Source organism: Herbaspirillum camelliae, from assembly GCF_001929405.1.
GTDB classification, from domain to species: domain Bacteria; phylum Pseudomonadota; class Gammaproteobacteria; order Burkholderiales; family Burkholderiaceae_D; genus Herbaspirillum; species Herbaspirillum seropedicae.
Genome location: NZ_KV880769.1, coordinates 2,239,102 through 2,254,294, shown reverse-complemented (window position 1 = coordinate 2,254,294; position 15,193 = coordinate 2,239,102). Strand labels below are relative to the sequence as shown.

Genomic DNA, 15,193 nt, shown 5'->3' with positions numbered 1-15,193 from the left:
GTCAGGACTTGGCGTCGGCGGCGATCTCCTGCGCACAGCTGGCGGCCAGATCGGCCGTGGCGAGGATCTCATCCATCACGCTGCGTTCATCGGTGAGCATGCGCAACGGCACCTTGCGCACCAGCACATAGCGCCCTTCATCGGCGTGCCAGAGGAAGTCGAGGGAATTGATCGGCGCCGCCTCCAGTGCCGCAGGCGGCGTCAGCAAGGCGGTCGCCGGCGCGCCCACGGGAGGCAAGGTGGCGGTGACGCACAGATAGAGGTCCACCCCGGCCGGTTCTACCGAGGTGCGGGTGAAGATCTCGCCGATCTGCAATTCCAGCGCGGGGCGCGCTGCGGTCTGCTGGTCGCAATACTGCATCAGGTCGAGCAGCAATTGCTTGACCTCCTGGCCGGAAATATCGTCGTGCTGTTGGTCCACGGTAGTGATCCTGGTTGGATGGGCGGCGCCCCTGTGCGGCGTGCGGCGCCGGTAGATGTGGGCCATTCTAGCAATGAAAACGGCCCTTTCGGGCCGTTTCCCCTGTGAACCCGGTAACCCGGTACCCCCTGTAAGTCCCTGAAGCAGGCTAATGCTGAGCCTTCATTCTGGCGATGTCGCCTGGTGCGGCGCCATGTTCAGATTGGCCCAGACCGGCAGGCGCTGCGCACAGATGGCCTGCGCCAGCGCCAATAGTTCGGCGTGGATTTCCTCGCGCGTGGACAGCGGCGCACCGCCGCGCTGGAGATGGGTGCCCTGACGATGGATGGCTTGCGCCATGGGCAGCACCCATTGCTCCGGCTGCGACTGCGCCTGCGACAACTGGTCGAACGCCACCCGCTGCAACAGTCCCGAGGGCAGGCCATTGCCCAACAGCGGCGAGGCCAGCGCCTGGAAGCAGTCCGACTGGGCCGACCAGCCAGCGATGAGGCGGTTCAGGCGCTGGGCCGGCTGGCGCGGCTGAGCGGCAGCGGACAGGAAGAAGGGGGCGGCCTGGCGTGAGGCCGACAGCAAGATCGCCATCGAGGCGATCTCGCGCAATCCCCGTCCCTGCTTGCGCAGCGCCGGCAATGCCGCCAGCTCGGCGAACGAATGCGGACGCTGGCACAGCGCCTCCATCACCGGCTGGTAGGTATGTGCATCGGCACGCACATTGCCGATGGCCAGCGGCAGCTCCAGCGTGAGGCGCGAGGGTGCTTCGGTCAGCGCCAGCCCGCAGCGCTCCAGCCAGGCGTCGCGCTGATGCGGGCTCATGCGGCGCGCCCCACGCACGTAGATGTCTTCGCGGAAGCTGCTGTTGCAGATCTGGTCCCACACCAGCTCCCGCATCCCGGCATTGGGCTGCTGCGCCAGCAGCGATTGCTGCGCATGGCTCAGGTACAGCTCCGGAAAACCGTAGGCCAGTTCGGCCGAACCGACATAGTCCAGCTTGGCCTGCGCCAGGTCCTGGATCACGTCGATGGAGAACAGCGCATCCCAGCCCTGGTTGAGATATTCGTGCGCCAGGTAGCCTGGCTCATCGCTCTCCAGCGCGCGCAGACGCCGACGCAGGCCGTTGGCCTCGGCAGCGCCGAAGGCAGCGGCGCCGGCCTGCGACAGCGCTCGCACCAGCGCACCGCCCTGATGCAGCTGGGCCTGGCGATCACACATGTCGTTGCGGCCGAATTCGCGCAGCATGCGCTGCAACGACAAGGCCGAGCTCCAGCCGGGCAAGGCGTTGTAGTTCAGGTAGACGATGCCGCCCGGTTTGAGGTAGCGGCGCAGGAAGTCGAGGATGTGGCCCCGGTTCGTGCGATCGACCCAGCTGTAGACGCCATACATGGTCACGAAATCGAAGGCCGGCAGATCGATCTCGCCACGCGCCATCTGTTCGAAGCTGCATTCCAGCACCGTCAGGTTATCGATCCCGGCGGCGCTGGCCATATCCTGTGCAGTGCGCACCTGGGTCGGCAAGAAATCGACCGCATAGAAACGCCCCTGAGGATTGGCCGCGGCCAGCACGGTGGAGGTAAGGCCCTGGCCGCAGCCCAGTTCCATATAGGTGAATTCCCTGTCCAGAGGGACCGGCTCCACACCCTGCGCGAGGCAGGCGAAACTGAGATGGACCGGGCTCTGCTCCGGGAAAAATCCTACCGGGTAATCAATCCCGTGCACGTAACCGCTGCTCCATTGCATGTCGTTCTCCGCTTGTTGAGAGGGCTCGCTGCATTCACTTGCGCGGCAAGCGCCGGATGCGATGCCAGGGAAAATCTTCGTCCAGCAGCGGCATGGCGCCGTCCGCCGGACTGCAACCGGCTTGCCGGGAAACCTCGTCTGGAGGGAATGAATCGGCTTTCATAGCCTGCATCCTTTCGTCAAAAGTAGCGCTGTGCCGCAGCGTTGACCGCCGCCGCGTGGATCGCGTCAGGCGGCGTAAGCGCCGAGGTAGGCGCGATAGATATCGCCGCCCGGCCTGATGAAGAGGTTGATGATGGCGCGGTCGCGCCCTGCCCGAGCCCGCGCAGCGCCGTCACCGTTGACGACAGCGGCCGGCTGCGCCGCCACGTTGGCCGCGCGGCTGGCCGGTGCACTGGCCGGGTCGGCCATGGCGGGCGTACGGGTGCGCCGGGTCGGGTCCGACGCCAACGGGTTGTCGTTGCGGCTGTCCTCGTGAATGGCGTCCACGCGCGCCTCGCCTGGTCCCATGCCCGGCATCGGCGGCGGCTCGGCGGCAGCCTGGGCCGGACCGCGCACGGTATCGCCGCGCCTCTTGTCGGCCGCCGCTGCGCCTGCCTTGCGCGGGGTGCGCAGGCGATGGAACACGCCCGCCGATGTCGGGCTGAACAAGGCGCGCGTCATCGGCGCGGCGGGCACGGAGGATGGCTGGGTGACAGCCTCTGTGGAAGGGTTGGCGTAATAGTTGTCGGCGAACTGCCCGTACTGGCGGAAGAAGCCGGCGTTGGCCCGTGCGGCGGAGGCATGCGTGGCCGTCGCCATGATGGGTCGGATGGATGTGATCATGATGCTGTTCTTTCATGCCGCGCAAGCGGCCAAGGCAGCTTGCGCGGCGTTATGCGAGCGGACTCAGGCAGAGACCGTACCGTCCTCACGGGCTTGTCCCGGATCGTTCTGGCCGAGCAATCCGTCATGCTTGCCGGTGACGGCCGCTTCGATCTTCTTGAACAGCTCGCCGCCATTGGCCATGTAGGCCTGTGCGGCGGCCTGCACCTCGGGCGGCACCTGTTTGGTATTGCCGTCCTTGTCGGTGAAGTAGCCGGTCTGCGCCATCTGCAGCATCTGGTCGGCCGAGATCAGGCCGATGCCGTTGTCCTTCTGGTACTTCTCGATGGTGTTGACGGCGGTGGAGTCGGAGGGCAGAGTACGTCCCCCGAACTGCGTCGGATCGTAGCCATTGTTGTTGCCGTTGCCGACACCGTAGTTGCCGTTGCCATTGCCGTTGCCATTGCCGTAGCCCGGCGCGATGGTGCCATCCTTGATCGCTTCGGTGAAATCGACCTGGCTCAGCTTGCCGTCATGCTTGCCATTGAGGGCCGACTCCAGCTGCTTGAACAGCTCGCCGCCATTGGCCATCATGGCCTGCGCAGCGGCCTGCACCTCCGGCGGCACCTGCTTGGTATTGCCGTCCTTGTCGGTGAAGTAACCGGTCTGCGCCATCTGCTGTACCTGCTCCGAGGACAGCAGATCGATGTTGTTGTCCTTCTGGAACTGGTTGATGGTCTTGGCCGCGTCGTAGCCGCCCGGCAGGTTGCTGCCGCCGCCGAATTGCGAGGGATCGAGACTGAAGCCGAAGCCGTTGCCGTTGCCGTTGCCGTTGCCGTTGCCGAAGCCGAAGCCGTTGCCGTTGCCGAAACCGAAGTTGCCGTTGCCGTTGCCATTACCGTTGCCATAGCCCGGTGCAATGGTGCCGTCCTTGACCGCCTCGGTGAAGTCCACCTGGCTCAGCTTGCCGTCATGCTTGCCGTTGAGGGCCGATTCGAGCTTCTTGAACAGCTCGCCACCGTTGTCCATGAACGCTTGCGCGGCAGCCTGCACCTCCGGCGGCACCTGTTTGGTGTTGCCGTCCTTGTCGGTGAAGTAGCCGGTCTGCGCCATCTGCTGCATCTGCTCCGAGGACAGCAGATCGATGTTGTTGTCCTTCTGGAACTGGTTGATGGTCTTGGCCGCGTCGTAGTCGTCCGGCTGGTCCTTGGAGACATGACCGTTCATCAGCGCCTGCAGGATGAAGTCCAACGGCAGGCCAGGCTGGTAGGGCGCATTGCGCTGACCGGGCGTGTTGGACAGGCTGCCGTCCTGCAGCGCATCGCTGTAATCGACCTGGCTGAGCAGACCATCATGCTTGCCGTTATGCGCGGACTCGAGCTTCTTGAACAGTTCACCGCCGTTGTCCATCATCTTCATGGCGGCCAGTTGCACCTCGGGCGGCACCTGCTTGGTATTGCCGTCCTTGTCGGTGAAGTAACCGGTCTGCGCCATCTGCTGCACCTGTTGCGAGGACAGCAGATCGATGTTGTTGTCCTTCTGGAACTGGTTGATGGTCTTGGCCGCGCCCGATTCGGAAGGCAAGCCATTGCCACTGCCACCACCGGCGCTGGCCTGCCCCATCATTTCGCGCAGGAGGTTCTTGAGCACATCAGGAATATCCAGGCTGTCCAGGAAACTGTCTCCCTGCTGCCCCGGCGAATTGCCGAACAGATGGATATCGCCATATTCCTGCGGCTGCTGATTGCCGAAATTGAACAGTCCCGGCGGGGCGCCTGGCCCATCGGTGACATAGGTCTGGGTAGTGGTGATGGTAAAGGTTGTCGACATGCGGATCTCCATAGATTGGGCTCGAACTACAACGGCGCCGCGCTACCGCGCGTTACCTGCGGAACTCGACGTTGCCTGCCGACGACGTGCGAAAAGACAGGGATAGCGGACTCGATGGATGAGTGACAGGGCGGGTTCATTAGTTCCGGCGTTGGCCTCGCCGCTGCCGCTGCGCCGCCAGCGCAAGCGCCCGGCCGTTCCTCGCGAAACGCCGGGCGCTGTGGGCGATGGCGCTAGCCGCTCTTCAGATGGAAGCCTGGGCTGTGTCTTCGGCCTTCTTCATGAACTTGGCGAAGATGGCGACGTTGTCCACATTGGCCGCCGCCGCGTTGGTCGCCTCGACCGTGCGCACAGCCTGGCTGGCGGCGCGCCGCACTGACAGGCGTTGGCTGATCGATGCATCGGATGTGTTGGGCAGGTTCTGCATGCTGGTCCTCGCGACAGGAAATTCCCCGTTTTGCCGCGCAACCTGCGCAGCCACGGTTCGGCTATTGCTGATCGTTGATGTTCTTTGCCATGGTGCTGAACACTTTGAGCTTGGCCAGCGAAGTCGCCTGCTGGGCCACCCAGAGCTGGAATTCCATGGCCTGTTCCGATCCGAGCTGGGCGCTCTGCACCGAGGCATTGGACGCATCCTGGCGCATCGATGGATTGCCGGCGGCGGGCGTCGCATTCATCTGCTGTTGAAAAGTGGTCATAGAGGATCATCTCCCGTAAGTAACAAAAACAGAAACCGCCGAAGGTGGCGTCATGCGCTGCCAGGTCGGCGGAACCGGATAGCCTGCAATCCGGTTCCGCCACCCTCCTGCACGAACTGTTTCTTAAATGTTCTGCATCGCGTAGTCGCGGCCCTTCTTGTCAAACTTCACGTAGGTGTTAGCCGCGTCGACCATGGAGCTCATTTGATTGCCAAACATAATGTCGCCGGTTGCCTTCAATGCGCCTGCGCCGGCGGCTGCGTTGTTCATGCTCATAGAAACCTCCAATCAGATAGAAAATTAAGAAATACCGCACCGCACCTTCAGCAGTCCGGTCCCCCTTATGTGGGGACGACGGCAACGACAGTTCCACGGCTGCGCGGCGATCAGTGCGGCTTTCGCCTTGCGCGCATGGAACTGCCGCGCCACGCGCCGTTACCCACGTTGGCAATACCCCCGCGCTCTCTGACGCTGAGCACGCCTCTCCCATCTATATTTCTGTAAGGATCGAGCATGAACATGAATGTCACTTTCACCGGCGGATCGACCGGTCCGCTGGGCGGCGCCGACACCCCCTCGCAAAGCCAGATCGACGGCTTCAAACAAGGCTTGCAGGGCAAGTCCAACGAAGACCTGATGAAGGGCCTGATGGACCCGAACACGGCGCAATGGCAGAAGGACGCCATCATGCAGGAGCTGCAGAACCGCGCCGAGAAGAGCGGCGGCTCGCAAGGTGCTGGCGGCGCTGGGGGCGGCGGTGACGACGACATCCAGAAGCTGCTCAAGAAACTGATGGACGGCAGTATCTCGGACGAAGAGCTCAAGAAGCTGGCCGGCCTGATGGGCATGAAGCCGGAAGACCTGCAAGCCATCAAGGGCGCGGTCCAGGGCGAGGGTGTGGGCGAACAGCAGGGTGATATCAGCGGCGGCTGACCCGCACTGCTGATGCATCCTCTGCATCATCTTCATCCTCTTCATCATCACTGATCCATGCCCCGCCTAGTGCGGGGCATGTCCGTTTCAGGGCGAGATGAGCGAACGGTATCAAGGGGAAAGCAGGGAGCAGGGAGCAGGGAGCAGGGAGCAGGGAGCAGGGAGCAGGGAGCAGGGAGCAGGGAGGATGAACGACGGAGAACAGGAAAGGAAATGCGCCAGGGATAGAGGTGGAGCGGTCTGGAATGGATTACCGATCCAGGCCAGTGCCGTGCCCAAGACCGTGCTGGCAAGACCGGCTAGTCCAGGAAATGATCCTTGCGCCAGCGCATGGCCATGCCGGCGAAGAGATGCAGCAACTCCAGAGTGGATTCGGTGGGTTGCTCATCCCGCAGGGGAAAGCGACACATGAGCGTAATGCGCTCCTGCGCCGCATCGCAGGAAAAGACCGGCGCGCATACGCCGAAGAGATGGGATTGGGTTTCCAGCAGGCGCAACAGGATGCGCTCCCGGGACGCCGTGGGCAGTGTGCCGAAGGTGCAATGCATGACGACACTGTCGGGCGCCAGCAGGCCACCGTAGAACAGGATGAAATCGACATCGTCGATGCAGAGCTGAACCGCCTGGCGCATGCCAGGTGCAGCATCGATGCCAAGCTGGCGGTACAGATCGGTCACCAGCGCCCAGTAGCGTTGTATCGACATCCCCTTCTTTCTTCTTGTTGCGCTTGGCTGCAAGCGGACGCCGGAACGGCGTGTCTTCGCCCCGGCGCGCACCGGGGCGAAGACCCACACGGCATCAGTTGATATCCGTGTTTTCCTTCTTCTTATCACCACCTAACAGACCTTCGACACCTTTGGACAGGATGTCCAGACCAAGCGGTTTCGCCAGAGCACCAAGAATAGGCAACATGATGTTTTCTCCAAAAGAGTGGTTGGGACTAATCTGTGGTCGCCAGAGCGGGCTTGGTTCCCAGCATCAGGCGCGCGGCGGCGACAGCAATGCGCAGATCAGATTGTCGCCCTCTTCCGCATAGGAGCTGGCGACGGTGGGATCCCACCCAGGCTGGCCAAGATTGGAAATGCCGGCCACCACCAGATACTGGGACATCAGCCTGCGCTCGTCATGACTGCTGCCAGAGCCCGACAGATTACGCCGCGAGGCCGACATCAGGTCACGCACTTCCATGGTCGTGCCCATGGCCACATTACCGGCGATGGCGCTGCTCACGCCCACCGGCGCCAGTTGGTAAGCCTCGTTGAGCAATGCGGCAAAGGCTTGCTCGGCCCGCGCTCGCAGTTCCTGGACGTCGCCGGCGAAACGCGGGTCTTGCGCCAGCTTGTCCAGCATGTCGCGATTGATCGCATTGCCTTGGCTGACCGATGACGGTTCGAACGGTACGAGAGGCGCGTCGACCACGTCCTCATCACGGGTGGCCGCCGCCTCCAGCGAGGCTTGCTTCATCGAGGCGAACAGGCTCTCCATGAACGCCCCGATATCCTCCGGCTCAGGGCCGGACCGGGCCTTGTCTTGCATAGTGCCCCCTTTCATGTAGACGATACAGTCCGACGGCCGGACTGGCCGGCGGGTCGGACTGCATCGGAAATCAATCGAAATTCAGTCGGATCAGGAATCAGGTGCGCGCCGTTCTGCGCACCAGTGCCTGACGATCGCTGGCTGCGCGCACGACCTCATCGTCCATCACTTCGATGACGAAACCTGGCTGGTCCTGCGCTGCGGCCCTGGACTCTGTCGGAGCGTGCGCCTTGGCTTGGCCTGGACGCCGCACACCGCTCGCGCCGCCCGGATCGACCAGACTGAAGCGGCCATCGGCCTGCTGGTGCAGCAGCTTGAACGAGACCGGCCCGCCATCTGCGGGATAGTGAAACACCGAGCGCATATTGCCGCCGTCCTGGGCCGGTTTGGGATCGCCCATGGCGATCTGGTCGCCCACCTTGTTCTGCATCCAGTTCCAGTTACGCTGCGTAGCAGGCTCCCAGGTCTTGCAGGTGTGGATGCCGTTCGCACCGGTTTGCCAATCCGTCCGGCTCACCGATGCACCCGCTGCACCCGCTGCACCCAACGCCGGGACCAGCACATGCCAGCGCTCCTTTCCCACCATGGCGCTGACCATGCTGAGCTTGCCGCTGAACGACTGGGACGACAGCGTGTGCGCGCCGGGCGGGAACAGTTGTTGGTAGGCGTTGAGGTCATGCTGCTTGACCGGCTTGTCCACGCTTGCCGTGGCCGCGTTGTGGACTGCATCCTGCAGGTACTCCCCGGCATGTTCGCGCAGGCCCTGCATCAGGCGCTGGAATGCGCTGCTGTTTGTCAGCGAGCTCGTCATCTTCTGGATATGCGGCCCCATCTTTTCCATGGCCCCGGCCAGCCTGGGATTGGCGGAGAATGCCTGCGCCATCTTCTCGGGCGTGCATTTGCGCAGCAGCGCGCCGAACTGCGAAACCGCAGAGCTAACGCTCCGGGCGACGGGCGCGAGCGCCTTGGTGACGGCGGCCGCAGTGGCCGGATTGAAAGCGATGACTGGAAAGGCCACGTCCATTTCTCCTGGAAGAACGCAACGCAGGGCCGCGCCGCAATGTCTTTCTGTCGTCTCTGTCGGCCCTGTGGTTCCATCCCGTCCTGGATGCGGATCGCGGAACCGCGCCCTGTTCCCTCCCCACCCATCCTTGTCCGCGTGACGGTCTGGACCGGTTGCGCCTTTTCCAACGTATCGATAGAACCCTCATGAACCATTTCATCGGCCACGCACTGGCCCGTCCCGGGGAAGATCGGCACACCCTGCCGGCGGCCTTCTTCCGCATCCTGTCGCAGGCCACCGGATGCGCTATCGTGCGCGGGGCCGGCATGCAGGTATGGGACGAGCATGGAGCCTGCCTGCTCGACGGCGTCTGTGGCTTGTACGGCAATACCCTGGGCCACGACCATGCGGCGTTGGCGGCGGCAAGACAGATGAGCGCTGCGACTGCCGACCCGCTGGCCGCGCAGCTAACGCTGAACGCGGCCTTGTCTTCACATCTGACCACCGACGGTGCTCGGGTGCTCAGCGCCAGCTCGCATGAGCTCGCCTGGCAGGCCATGCTGCGCACTGTGCGTCAATACTGGACGGCTGTCGGCCAGCCCGACCGGCGCCTCATCATCACTTGCCATGATGGCGAAGCCGGACCGCAAGGACCGGGCCGGGATCACCGCCGCGCGCCGGATAGCAGCCTGCGGATCGCAGCGCCCGACTGGTTTGGCCATGACGGCTATCTGAACCAATATGAATTCGGGCTGGCGGCGGCCCGCACACTGGAACAACGCATCCTCGAACTGGGCCCGGAGCATATCGCCGCCTTCGTTGCCGAACCCTTCACCGGAGCCAGCGGCCTGCTGCATCCGCCCTACAGCTATTGGCCGGAGATCCAGCGTATCTGCACCCGCCATCACGTGCTGTTGTGCATTGACGAAGGCATCGGTGGCTGCGGTCGCACCGGTCAATGGTTTGCCCATACGCAGTTACGCTTCAGCCCGGATATCGTCCTGCTGGCGCAGGGGCTGACGTCGGCCCTGGCCCCGCTGGCCGCGCTGGTGCTGTCCCCGCAGATCATGGACGCGCTGGCTGCCATCGAGGGCGCCCTACCCGTTGATGGCCGCATCGACCAGGCCGACCCGACCGCAACGGCCATCGCCCTGGCCAACCTGCGCGCGCTGGACGAAGGCGGCCTGACGCGCCAGGTCGAGCACGGTACCGGTCTGTATCTCCAGCACTGCCTGCGGGAGCGTTTCGACAACCATCCCCTGGTCGGCGACATCCAGGGCAACGGCATGCTGGCGGCCCTGCAACTGTCGCCCGACCCCGCACGCCGGGCGCGCTTCGCCGATGAAGCGGCGGCGGGCATCGATTGCGCCCGGCAGGCGCTGGCGCAGGGTGTGCTGGTGCAAGCGGCGGCGGCGCGCATCCTGCTGGCGCCGCCGATGATCGCCACCCACGCCGACATCGACGGCCTGGTCGAACGCCTGGGCGCTGCGGTCGATGCCAGCGCCCGCAGGATGCTGTAGCGCGGAACCAGCCTGCTGCGGCGTGCCACGCATGCTTATCCGGCAGCCGCACGGCTGCGTAACCTGGGAGGCCGCCATGAGAACGCCCAACATCGTCTATCAAGATCAGACCCTGCCCCTGTGGGGACTGGTGAGACTCACAGGCAGCGAACTGCCTGGCGACGACAGCCACGTCACCTTCTACCTGCGCACCGCAGAGGACAGCGGCGTGCTGGCCTTCGCCTCCGCCCTGGATGCCGAAATCTATCGCCAGCACCTGTTGAGCTGCGGCCTGTCCGGCTGGCAGCGCGCACCGCTGGAACAGATCGATCTGGAACGGGTCCTGTCCGGCCGCCCCGAGCACCAACGGCGGCTGATGCTGGCGCTGGGCTTTTCAGCCTCGGACACCCAGGCGCTGCTGCAGGACGACCAGCAATTGCTGATCACGCCCCTGTTGCCGGTGCCCGTCAACATGCACCATAGCTTGCACGGCATGTCCCGCTTGCATATCGAGCAAGAGGTCTTCGATTTTGTCGAGCAATGGTGGAGCCGGGTCGGCGGCGACCACTACGGCCATCTCATGCGGATCACCGCTGGCTGGAGCGACAACCGACTGGCGCAAAGTGCGCATCATGCGCTGGATCGCGCCGCCTTCGCCAACCTGCGGCGCTTGCGCGAGCAATGGGGCAGCACCGGCTGCGGGGACGAATGCGCGGTGTTTTCCCCGGACACCAATGCCTGGCGGTTTTCGAATCTGTCCGGGGCGCGGGTGCGAGCGTTGCACTGAATCGCTGTTCTCAACGTGTCCACCGCCATGCCTGCAGCAGAGATGGCCAAAGAAAGATCAGAGGACATGGAACCGACAGGCCGCCAGCGACATTCATGAACATGGCAGGCGCGACAATCTCCGGTTTGTTGTCGAACGGCGTGCCGGAGAAGGAATTCCCCCGTTTCGTCTCCGGCACATGACCGCGCTTCCCGCCGAACAGCCCCGTTCAACAGGCGCTCCGTTCGGCGGCAAGAAGGAGAGCGACGTTCTGCCTGGTCAGGCGCCTGACCGAAATAGCGCAAGCGGCCGCGGCGGAACATCGTCGCGGCCGGTTCCCCGGCCACGCGCCGACATACGAGAGACCGGCCCCTTGCTTACGAGGCTCGTGGGGACGTAACGGCCGGACCAATACCGTTGGTCTGTCTCACCCTCCTGCAATCAACACCTTCAATCAGAATCAAAAAAACGCTGCGACGGATGTCTTCGTCGCAGCGTTTCCCTGATCCTGAAAGGGCGTCAGGCCCATGCAGTGGCCCGCGTATGCGCCTGCTCAATGGATGTGCTGATGCCAGAACGCTTCCATCTGCTGGTATTTGCGGATCACCTGCTTCTGGGCGGCGTCGTAGATGCGCTGGGCTTCGTCGGCTTCGCGTTTGATCCCAAGCGCTTATCTGATCACAGGTTTGAGCTCGGCCTCCCTGCCCTTGAGAGGATAGTCCGGGTGCCAGAGCGCATAGCGGGTGACGAAGATCTTCACCTCGCCATCGCGCAGGAAATGGACAGAGACGTGCCCAGCCTGTTCGGGTGTGTATTGGGGAATGAGGACTTCCTTGGCGATGTCGTACTTTTCGCCGGATTGGCGGTAGACCTCAGCGCTGACCTTCGCTGTGAGGTCTGGCTGCCACTTCTGAGGAACGGAAACGCAGCAGATCATGCTGCCGCCGCCGCTGCCCTCACGGAGGAATCCGCCACCGCTCTTGCTCCCCCCTTTGACCTCGACATCGAAGTTGGCAATGCCGTCGGTCATGTGATTGTAGGGAACCAGGTTGAGCGACATCCTGGCCGGGGGCGCTTCGGCATCGCTGCAACCAGCGACGATGGCGACCGTCAAGACCGCCATCAGGCTCCGGAAGCATCCAAGATTGGACCGGGGAATTCTTGCCATCTCACCCATCCCTGCAATCAACACCTTCAATCAAAATTGGAAACGCCGCAACGGATATCTTCGTCGCAGCGCCTCTCGTGCCTCTGGCGCGGCATCGAGCCAATGCTGAGGCATGAGCTATCCGTCGATCAAGGGAAGTGTTGATGCCACAGCGTTTCCATCTGCTGGTATTTGCGGATCACCTGCTTCTGGGCAGCATCATAGATACGATGGGCTTCGTCAGCCTCGCGTCTGATTTCGGCCATCGTCTTTCTCTTGAATTCCGATGCCTGGCGCTTGGCCGCTTCAGCTGCCGCCTCCAGTTCGCGCTTGGTGCGTTCAGCGGCGTCGCTGACTGCTTTCTCCGCGCGATGGGCCGCATCGACCGTCGCCTTCTCGACCCGATGATATCCCCGCACAATCCGGTCGCGCGCCGCGACATAGGTATGCACGGTGTAGTCCCGGATGGCCTGCGCATCCTCGACCATCTCGGCGGCCTGGTCCGCACCCTTTTGCGCCACCACGCTGGCCAGCCTGCTCAAGGGAGCATCGGCTTCGCCTTGCAGGAAGACGTGCCGGAAACGGGCGTAGCCGCCGGTCAGGAAGACGGGTTCATGCTGGCCCACCACGCGGAAACCCGCCCGCGAGTCGTGGACATAGTCTTCGAACAACCTGATGCACGCCGCATGCGGCATCGGACCTTCCGTCATGATCGCGAGGAATTTCTTTTGCTCGGCGCTCAACTGGTTTTCAAATGGATTGTCCACCACCGCGCCGACGCCCTTCGACAAGGGTGAATAGCGCCAGGCATACTTCGGCCCCACCAGGGCGGCGCGTTCTCCTTCAGTGAGGGAAGCAAGCCCGCGCCACGCCTTGATCATCTTCCCCAGCTCGACATCGGCCTCCAGCAAATCCTTTTTGTCGGAGACGGACGACTCCTTGTAGAAACGCTCCTGCAACAGCAGCCCGCCCTTGCCGGCATGCAGGGAGCCACGCCAGCGCAGGTACTGACGCGTATGCGCCTCGGTATATTCGCGCACAGACGCAGCCTTGATCCCGTTATGGGCCAGCCAGTCGTTGTAGGCTTGCAGCAAACGTGGATCACTGGCGAAGTCACGTTTGAGCTTGGGCTCTGCAGCGATCTCGTCCATGGTCCGCAGCGGCACGCCCGCCTTCAACGCGGCGTAATGCATGTCGATCAGAGGGACCTGGGACAGCTGGGGCGATTGCCCCCATGCCGGCATCGACTTGCCCTGCTCGCCCGGCTTGTAGCCACCGCCGACATCGGAGTGCATGCCCGGATAACCGATGTTCTTCCAGCCGGTGGAGGACTCCAGCGGAAAACTGGCCCGCTGTTCGTGCAGGGCCACGAAGTGAGCGCACTCCTCCACCGCCGGCAAGATGGTCTGTGTCTTGTGCGCCCATGCCATGTGCCCGAACGTCACCGGGGTGACATCGCCCACGCCGACAGCGGCCACCGTATCGAACACGCCGAGGAAACCGATACGGATGGGAATGTCCGCGATCTGGAAAGCGCCGTTGACCGGCGTCAGCAGTTCATGCAGCCAGTGCGTGAAAGCACGCGACTCTGCCGCGCCGCGCGAGAAACCGAACACCGAGACATTGACCTGGATGACCTTGCGCTGGCTGCCCTTGACGGCCGCCTTCAGTTTCTCTTCGAAGTTCTTGTAGAGCGCCTGGCGACGCAGGTTCTCGGGGGCAGACGTCAGATAGCCGGGTACATCCCATTTGCCGATCTTCCAGTCAGACGGCGCGGCGTAGGCGCTGCCGTTCTGCAGCATGAACATGCTCATCAGATTGACCAGATCGCGCCGCTCGTTGCCGGCGAACAAGCGAGTGCCGGTCGCATAGAGATGCAGGACGTCGAATATGTAGGTGATTCCCCAGTTGATACGATCCGCGCCCATGTACCCGAAGCCGCCGCCGCCCTTGTCGGTGACAATGGCAACGGTATCGCCGATCTCGGGAAAGGGCGTGCCCACGCCGGGAATATATTGCTTGAAGAAGCCGTTGTTCTCGTCGAAGAGGTAGGAGTCGAACAGGCGAGCAACGTTGCTATGCCGGTTCAGTGTCTGCTGATCCTGGGTCTCGCCCTTTTCCACCCATTTGGAATTGTTGCCGGTGCCATCGAAGAAGATGCCAACGAAGACCTGCCCCTTGCATTCGGTCATGCCGCGCGACCGCAGGCAAGCCATGGCCTTGGCGCGTTGTGACGCCTCCTGTGCAGAGAACTTTCTCTTCCCATCGATGGGAACGGGGCGGCCGGTGTAGAGCATGCTCATCTTTGCCTGCTCCCTGCTCAATGGAGAACCGATTTCAATTCGACATCCTTGCCCTGCAAGGGATAATCCGGATGCCAGGTCGCCAGTGAGGTGACAAAGACCTTGACCTCACCGTTGCGCAGGAAATGGATATCGAAATGTCCCGTGTCCTTGCGGGCGTATTGAGGCACCGGCACTTCCCGGGAAATGTTCTGCGCGGCGCCGGCGCTGTCCTTCCAGCTCGCGCGGACTTGCACGGTCATGCCTGGCGTCCATTGCGCGGGGACCGATGCGCAGCAGATGTCACCGCCACCCTCGCCCTTGCCGACAAAGCCTCCGGCGCCGCGCTTGCCTCCTTTGAACTGGAATTCGAAGTCATCGATACTGTGATCGGTGTGGTTATATGCCGTGAAATCCATCGTATAGCCCTCCCCGCGCGATTCTGCATCCTTGCAGCCGATGAGCATGGCCAGCAACAGCAAGGCGGATATCGAGGCACGCGCTCTCAATGAAAAAGCCTTCATTCCATTCTTCTCCAAA

17 protein-coding genes are annotated in these 15,193 nt (G+C 63.1%); 3 read left to right on the top strand and 14 right to left on the bottom strand.

Going from position 1 to position 15,193, the window contains the following annotated elements:
- Position 1 precedes the first annotated feature (1 nt).
- The 8 genes from BGK68_RS10045 to BGK68_RS27805 form a co-directional block, all read right to left on the bottom strand.
- Positions 2–421, bottom strand: coding sequence for a hypothetical protein (locus tag BGK68_RS10045; RefSeq protein ID WP_233149281.1), 420 nt, complete (start codon positions 419–421; stop codon positions 2–4).
- A gap of 162 nt (positions 422–583) precedes the next feature.
- On the bottom strand, positions 584–2,155 hold the full coding sequence (locus BGK68_RS10040) for a class I SAM-dependent methyltransferase (protein ID WP_075256982.1): 1,572 nt from the start codon (positions 2,153–2,155) through the stop codon (positions 584–586).
- A gap of 34 nt (positions 2,156–2,189) precedes the next feature.
- Entirely contained in the window at positions 2,190–2,318 is a 129-nt protein-coding gene (locus BGK68_RS28520; RefSeq protein ID WP_267889706.1) for a hypothetical protein, read from the bottom strand.
- A gap of 65 nt (positions 2,319–2,383) precedes the next feature.
- Entirely contained in the window at positions 2,384–2,980 is a 597-nt protein-coding gene (locus BGK68_RS10035) for a hypothetical protein (RefSeq protein WP_075256981.1), read from the bottom strand.
- Positions 2,981–3,043: 63 nt separating this feature from the next.
- A complete protein-coding gene (locus BGK68_RS10030) occupies positions 3,044–4,789 on the bottom strand; it encodes a hypothetical protein (protein ID WP_075256980.1) in 1,746 nt (581 codons plus the stop codon).
- Between the two features lie 244 nt (positions 4,790–5,033).
- On the bottom strand, positions 5,034–5,216 hold the full coding sequence (locus tag BGK68_RS10025; RefSeq protein WP_041310155.1) for a hypothetical protein: 183 nt from the start codon (positions 5,214–5,216) through the stop codon (positions 5,034–5,036).
- Between the two features lie 61 nt (positions 5,217–5,277).
- Positions 5,278–5,487, bottom strand: a complete 210-nt coding sequence (locus tag BGK68_RS10020; protein WP_075256979.1) for a hypothetical protein — start codon at positions 5,485–5,487, stop codon at positions 5,278–5,280.
- Between the two features lie 123 nt (positions 5,488–5,610).
- A complete protein-coding gene (locus BGK68_RS27805) occupies positions 5,611–5,763 on the bottom strand; it encodes a hypothetical protein (RefSeq protein ID WP_156181706.1) in 153 nt (50 codons plus the stop codon).
- A gap of 237 nt (positions 5,764–6,000) precedes the next feature.
- Here BGK68_RS27805 and BGK68_RS10015 point away from each other — a divergent pair, with 237 nt between their 5' ends.
- Positions 6,001–6,420 carry a hypothetical protein gene (locus BGK68_RS10015; protein WP_233149280.1) on the top strand — a complete coding sequence of 140 codons (420 nt, stop codon included), beginning with the start codon at positions 6,001–6,003 and terminating at the stop codon, positions 6,418–6,420.
- Positions 6,421–6,719: 299 nt separating this feature from the next.
- On the opposite strand, the gene BGK68_RS10010 is transcribed toward BGK68_RS10015, so the two are convergent.
- The 3 genes from BGK68_RS10010 to BGK68_RS10000 all read right to left on the bottom strand — a co-directional run bounded on the left by BGK68_RS10010 (position 6,720) and on the right by BGK68_RS10000 (position 8,980).
- The gene (locus BGK68_RS10010) at positions 6,720–7,124 is read right to left on the bottom strand and encodes a CesT family type III secretion system chaperone (protein ID WP_075256978.1); all 405 of its coding nucleotides are present in this window, start codon (positions 7,122–7,124) and stop codon (positions 6,720–6,722) included.
- A 274-nt stretch (positions 7,125–7,398) separates the two neighbouring features.
- A complete protein-coding gene (locus tag BGK68_RS10005; protein ID WP_143433007.1) occupies positions 7,399–7,905 on the bottom strand; it encodes a hypothetical protein in 507 nt (168 codons plus the stop codon).
- 148 nt (positions 7,906–8,053) lie between these two features.
- Positions 8,054–8,980, bottom strand: coding sequence for a hypothetical protein (locus BGK68_RS10000; RefSeq protein ID WP_075256976.1), 927 nt, complete (start codon positions 8,978–8,980; stop codon positions 8,054–8,056).
- A 185-nt stretch (positions 8,981–9,165) separates the two neighbouring features.
- Here BGK68_RS10000 and BGK68_RS09995 point away from each other — a divergent pair, with 185 nt between their 5' ends.
- Positions 9,166–10,479: an aminotransferase class III-fold pyridoxal phosphate-dependent enzyme gene (locus tag BGK68_RS09995; RefSeq protein WP_075256975.1), complete on the top strand. Its 1,314-nt coding sequence runs from the start codon at positions 9,166–9,168 to the stop codon at positions 10,477–10,479.
- A gap of 76 nt (positions 10,480–10,555) precedes the next feature.
- The gene (locus tag BGK68_RS09990) at positions 10,556–11,245 is read left to right on the top strand and encodes a hypothetical protein (RefSeq protein ID WP_083657774.1); all 690 of its coding nucleotides are present in this window, start codon (positions 10,556–10,558) and stop codon (positions 11,243–11,245) included.
- A 649-nt stretch (positions 11,246–11,894) separates the two neighbouring features.
- Here the strand turns inward: BGK68_RS09990 and BGK68_RS09985 are convergent.
- The 3 genes from BGK68_RS09985 to BGK68_RS09975 form a co-directional block, all read right to left on the bottom strand.
- Positions 11,895–12,347: a DUF3304 domain-containing protein gene (locus tag BGK68_RS09985; RefSeq protein WP_075256974.1), complete on the bottom strand. Its 453-nt coding sequence runs from the start codon at positions 12,345–12,347 to the stop codon at positions 11,895–11,897.
- 173 nt (positions 12,348–12,520) lie between these two features.
- Positions 12,521–14,674 (bottom strand): T6SS phospholipase effector Tle1-like catalytic domain-containing protein, encoded by a 2,154-nt coding sequence (locus BGK68_RS09980; protein WP_075256973.1) that lies wholly within the window; start codon positions 14,672–14,674, stop codon positions 12,521–12,523.
- Between the two features lie 17 nt (positions 14,675–14,691).
- Positions 14,692–15,135, bottom strand: a complete 444-nt coding sequence (locus tag BGK68_RS09975; RefSeq protein ID WP_075256972.1) for a DUF3304 domain-containing protein — start codon at positions 15,133–15,135, stop codon at positions 14,692–14,694.
- Between the last annotated feature and the right edge of the window lie 58 nt (positions 15,136–15,193).

What these genes read in the sequence shown, in the direction of transcription:
- BGK68_RS09990 (WP_083657774.1), top strand. Translation starts at nt 10,556, where the DNA reads ATGAGAACGCCCAACATCGTCTATCAAGATCAGACCCTGCCCCTGTGG.
- BGK68_RS28520 (WP_267889706.1), bottom strand. Translation starts at nt 2,318, where the DNA reads ATGAAAGCCGATTCATTCCCTCCAGACGAGGTTTCCCGGCAAGCCGGT.
- BGK68_RS10035 (WP_075256981.1), bottom strand. Translation starts at nt 2,980, where the DNA reads ATGATCACATCCATCCGACCCATCATGGCGACGGCCACGCATGCCTCC.
- BGK68_RS10010 (WP_075256978.1), bottom strand. Translation starts at nt 7,124, where the DNA reads ATGTCGATACAACGCTACTGGGCGCTGGTGACCGATCTGTACCGCCAG.
- BGK68_RS10040 (WP_075256982.1), bottom strand. Translation starts at nt 2,155, where the DNA reads ATGCAATGGAGCAGCGGTTACGTGCACGGGATTGATTACCCGGTAGGA.
- BGK68_RS10015 (WP_233149280.1), top strand. Translation starts at nt 6,001, where the DNA reads ATGAACATGAATGTCACTTTCACCGGCGGATCGACCGGTCCGCTGGGC.
- BGK68_RS10030 (WP_075256980.1), bottom strand. Translation starts at nt 4,789, where the DNA reads ATGTCGACAACCTTTACCATCACCACTACCCAGACCTATGTCACCGAT.
- BGK68_RS09995 (WP_075256975.1), top strand. Translation starts at nt 9,166, where the DNA reads ATGAACCATTTCATCGGCCACGCACTGGCCCGTCCCGGGGAAGATCGG.
- BGK68_RS10020 (WP_075256979.1), bottom strand. Translation starts at nt 5,487, where the DNA reads ATGACCACTTTTCAACAGCAGATGAATGCGACGCCCGCCGCCGGCAAT.
- BGK68_RS10000 (WP_075256976.1), bottom strand. Translation starts at nt 8,980, where the DNA reads ATGGACGTGGCCTTTCCAGTCATCGCTTTCAATCCGGCCACTGCGGCC.
- BGK68_RS10005 (WP_143433007.1), bottom strand. Translation starts at nt 7,905, where the DNA reads ATGGAGAGCCTGTTCGCCTCGATGAAGCAAGCCTCGCTGGAGGCGGCG.
- BGK68_RS09980 (WP_075256973.1), bottom strand. Translation starts at nt 14,674, where the DNA reads ATGAGCATGCTCTACACCGGCCGCCCCGTTCCCATCGATGGGAAGAGA.
- BGK68_RS09985 (WP_075256974.1), bottom strand. Translation starts at nt 12,347, where the DNA reads ATGGCGGTCTTGACGGTCGCCATCGTCGCTGGTTGCAGCGATGCCGAA.
- BGK68_RS10025 (WP_041310155.1), bottom strand. Translation starts at nt 5,216, where the DNA reads ATGCAGAACCTGCCCAACACATCCGATGCATCGATCAGCCAACGCCTG.
- BGK68_RS27805 (WP_156181706.1), bottom strand. Translation starts at nt 5,763, where the DNA reads ATGAGCATGAACAACGCAGCCGCCGGCGCAGGCGCATTGAAGGCAACC.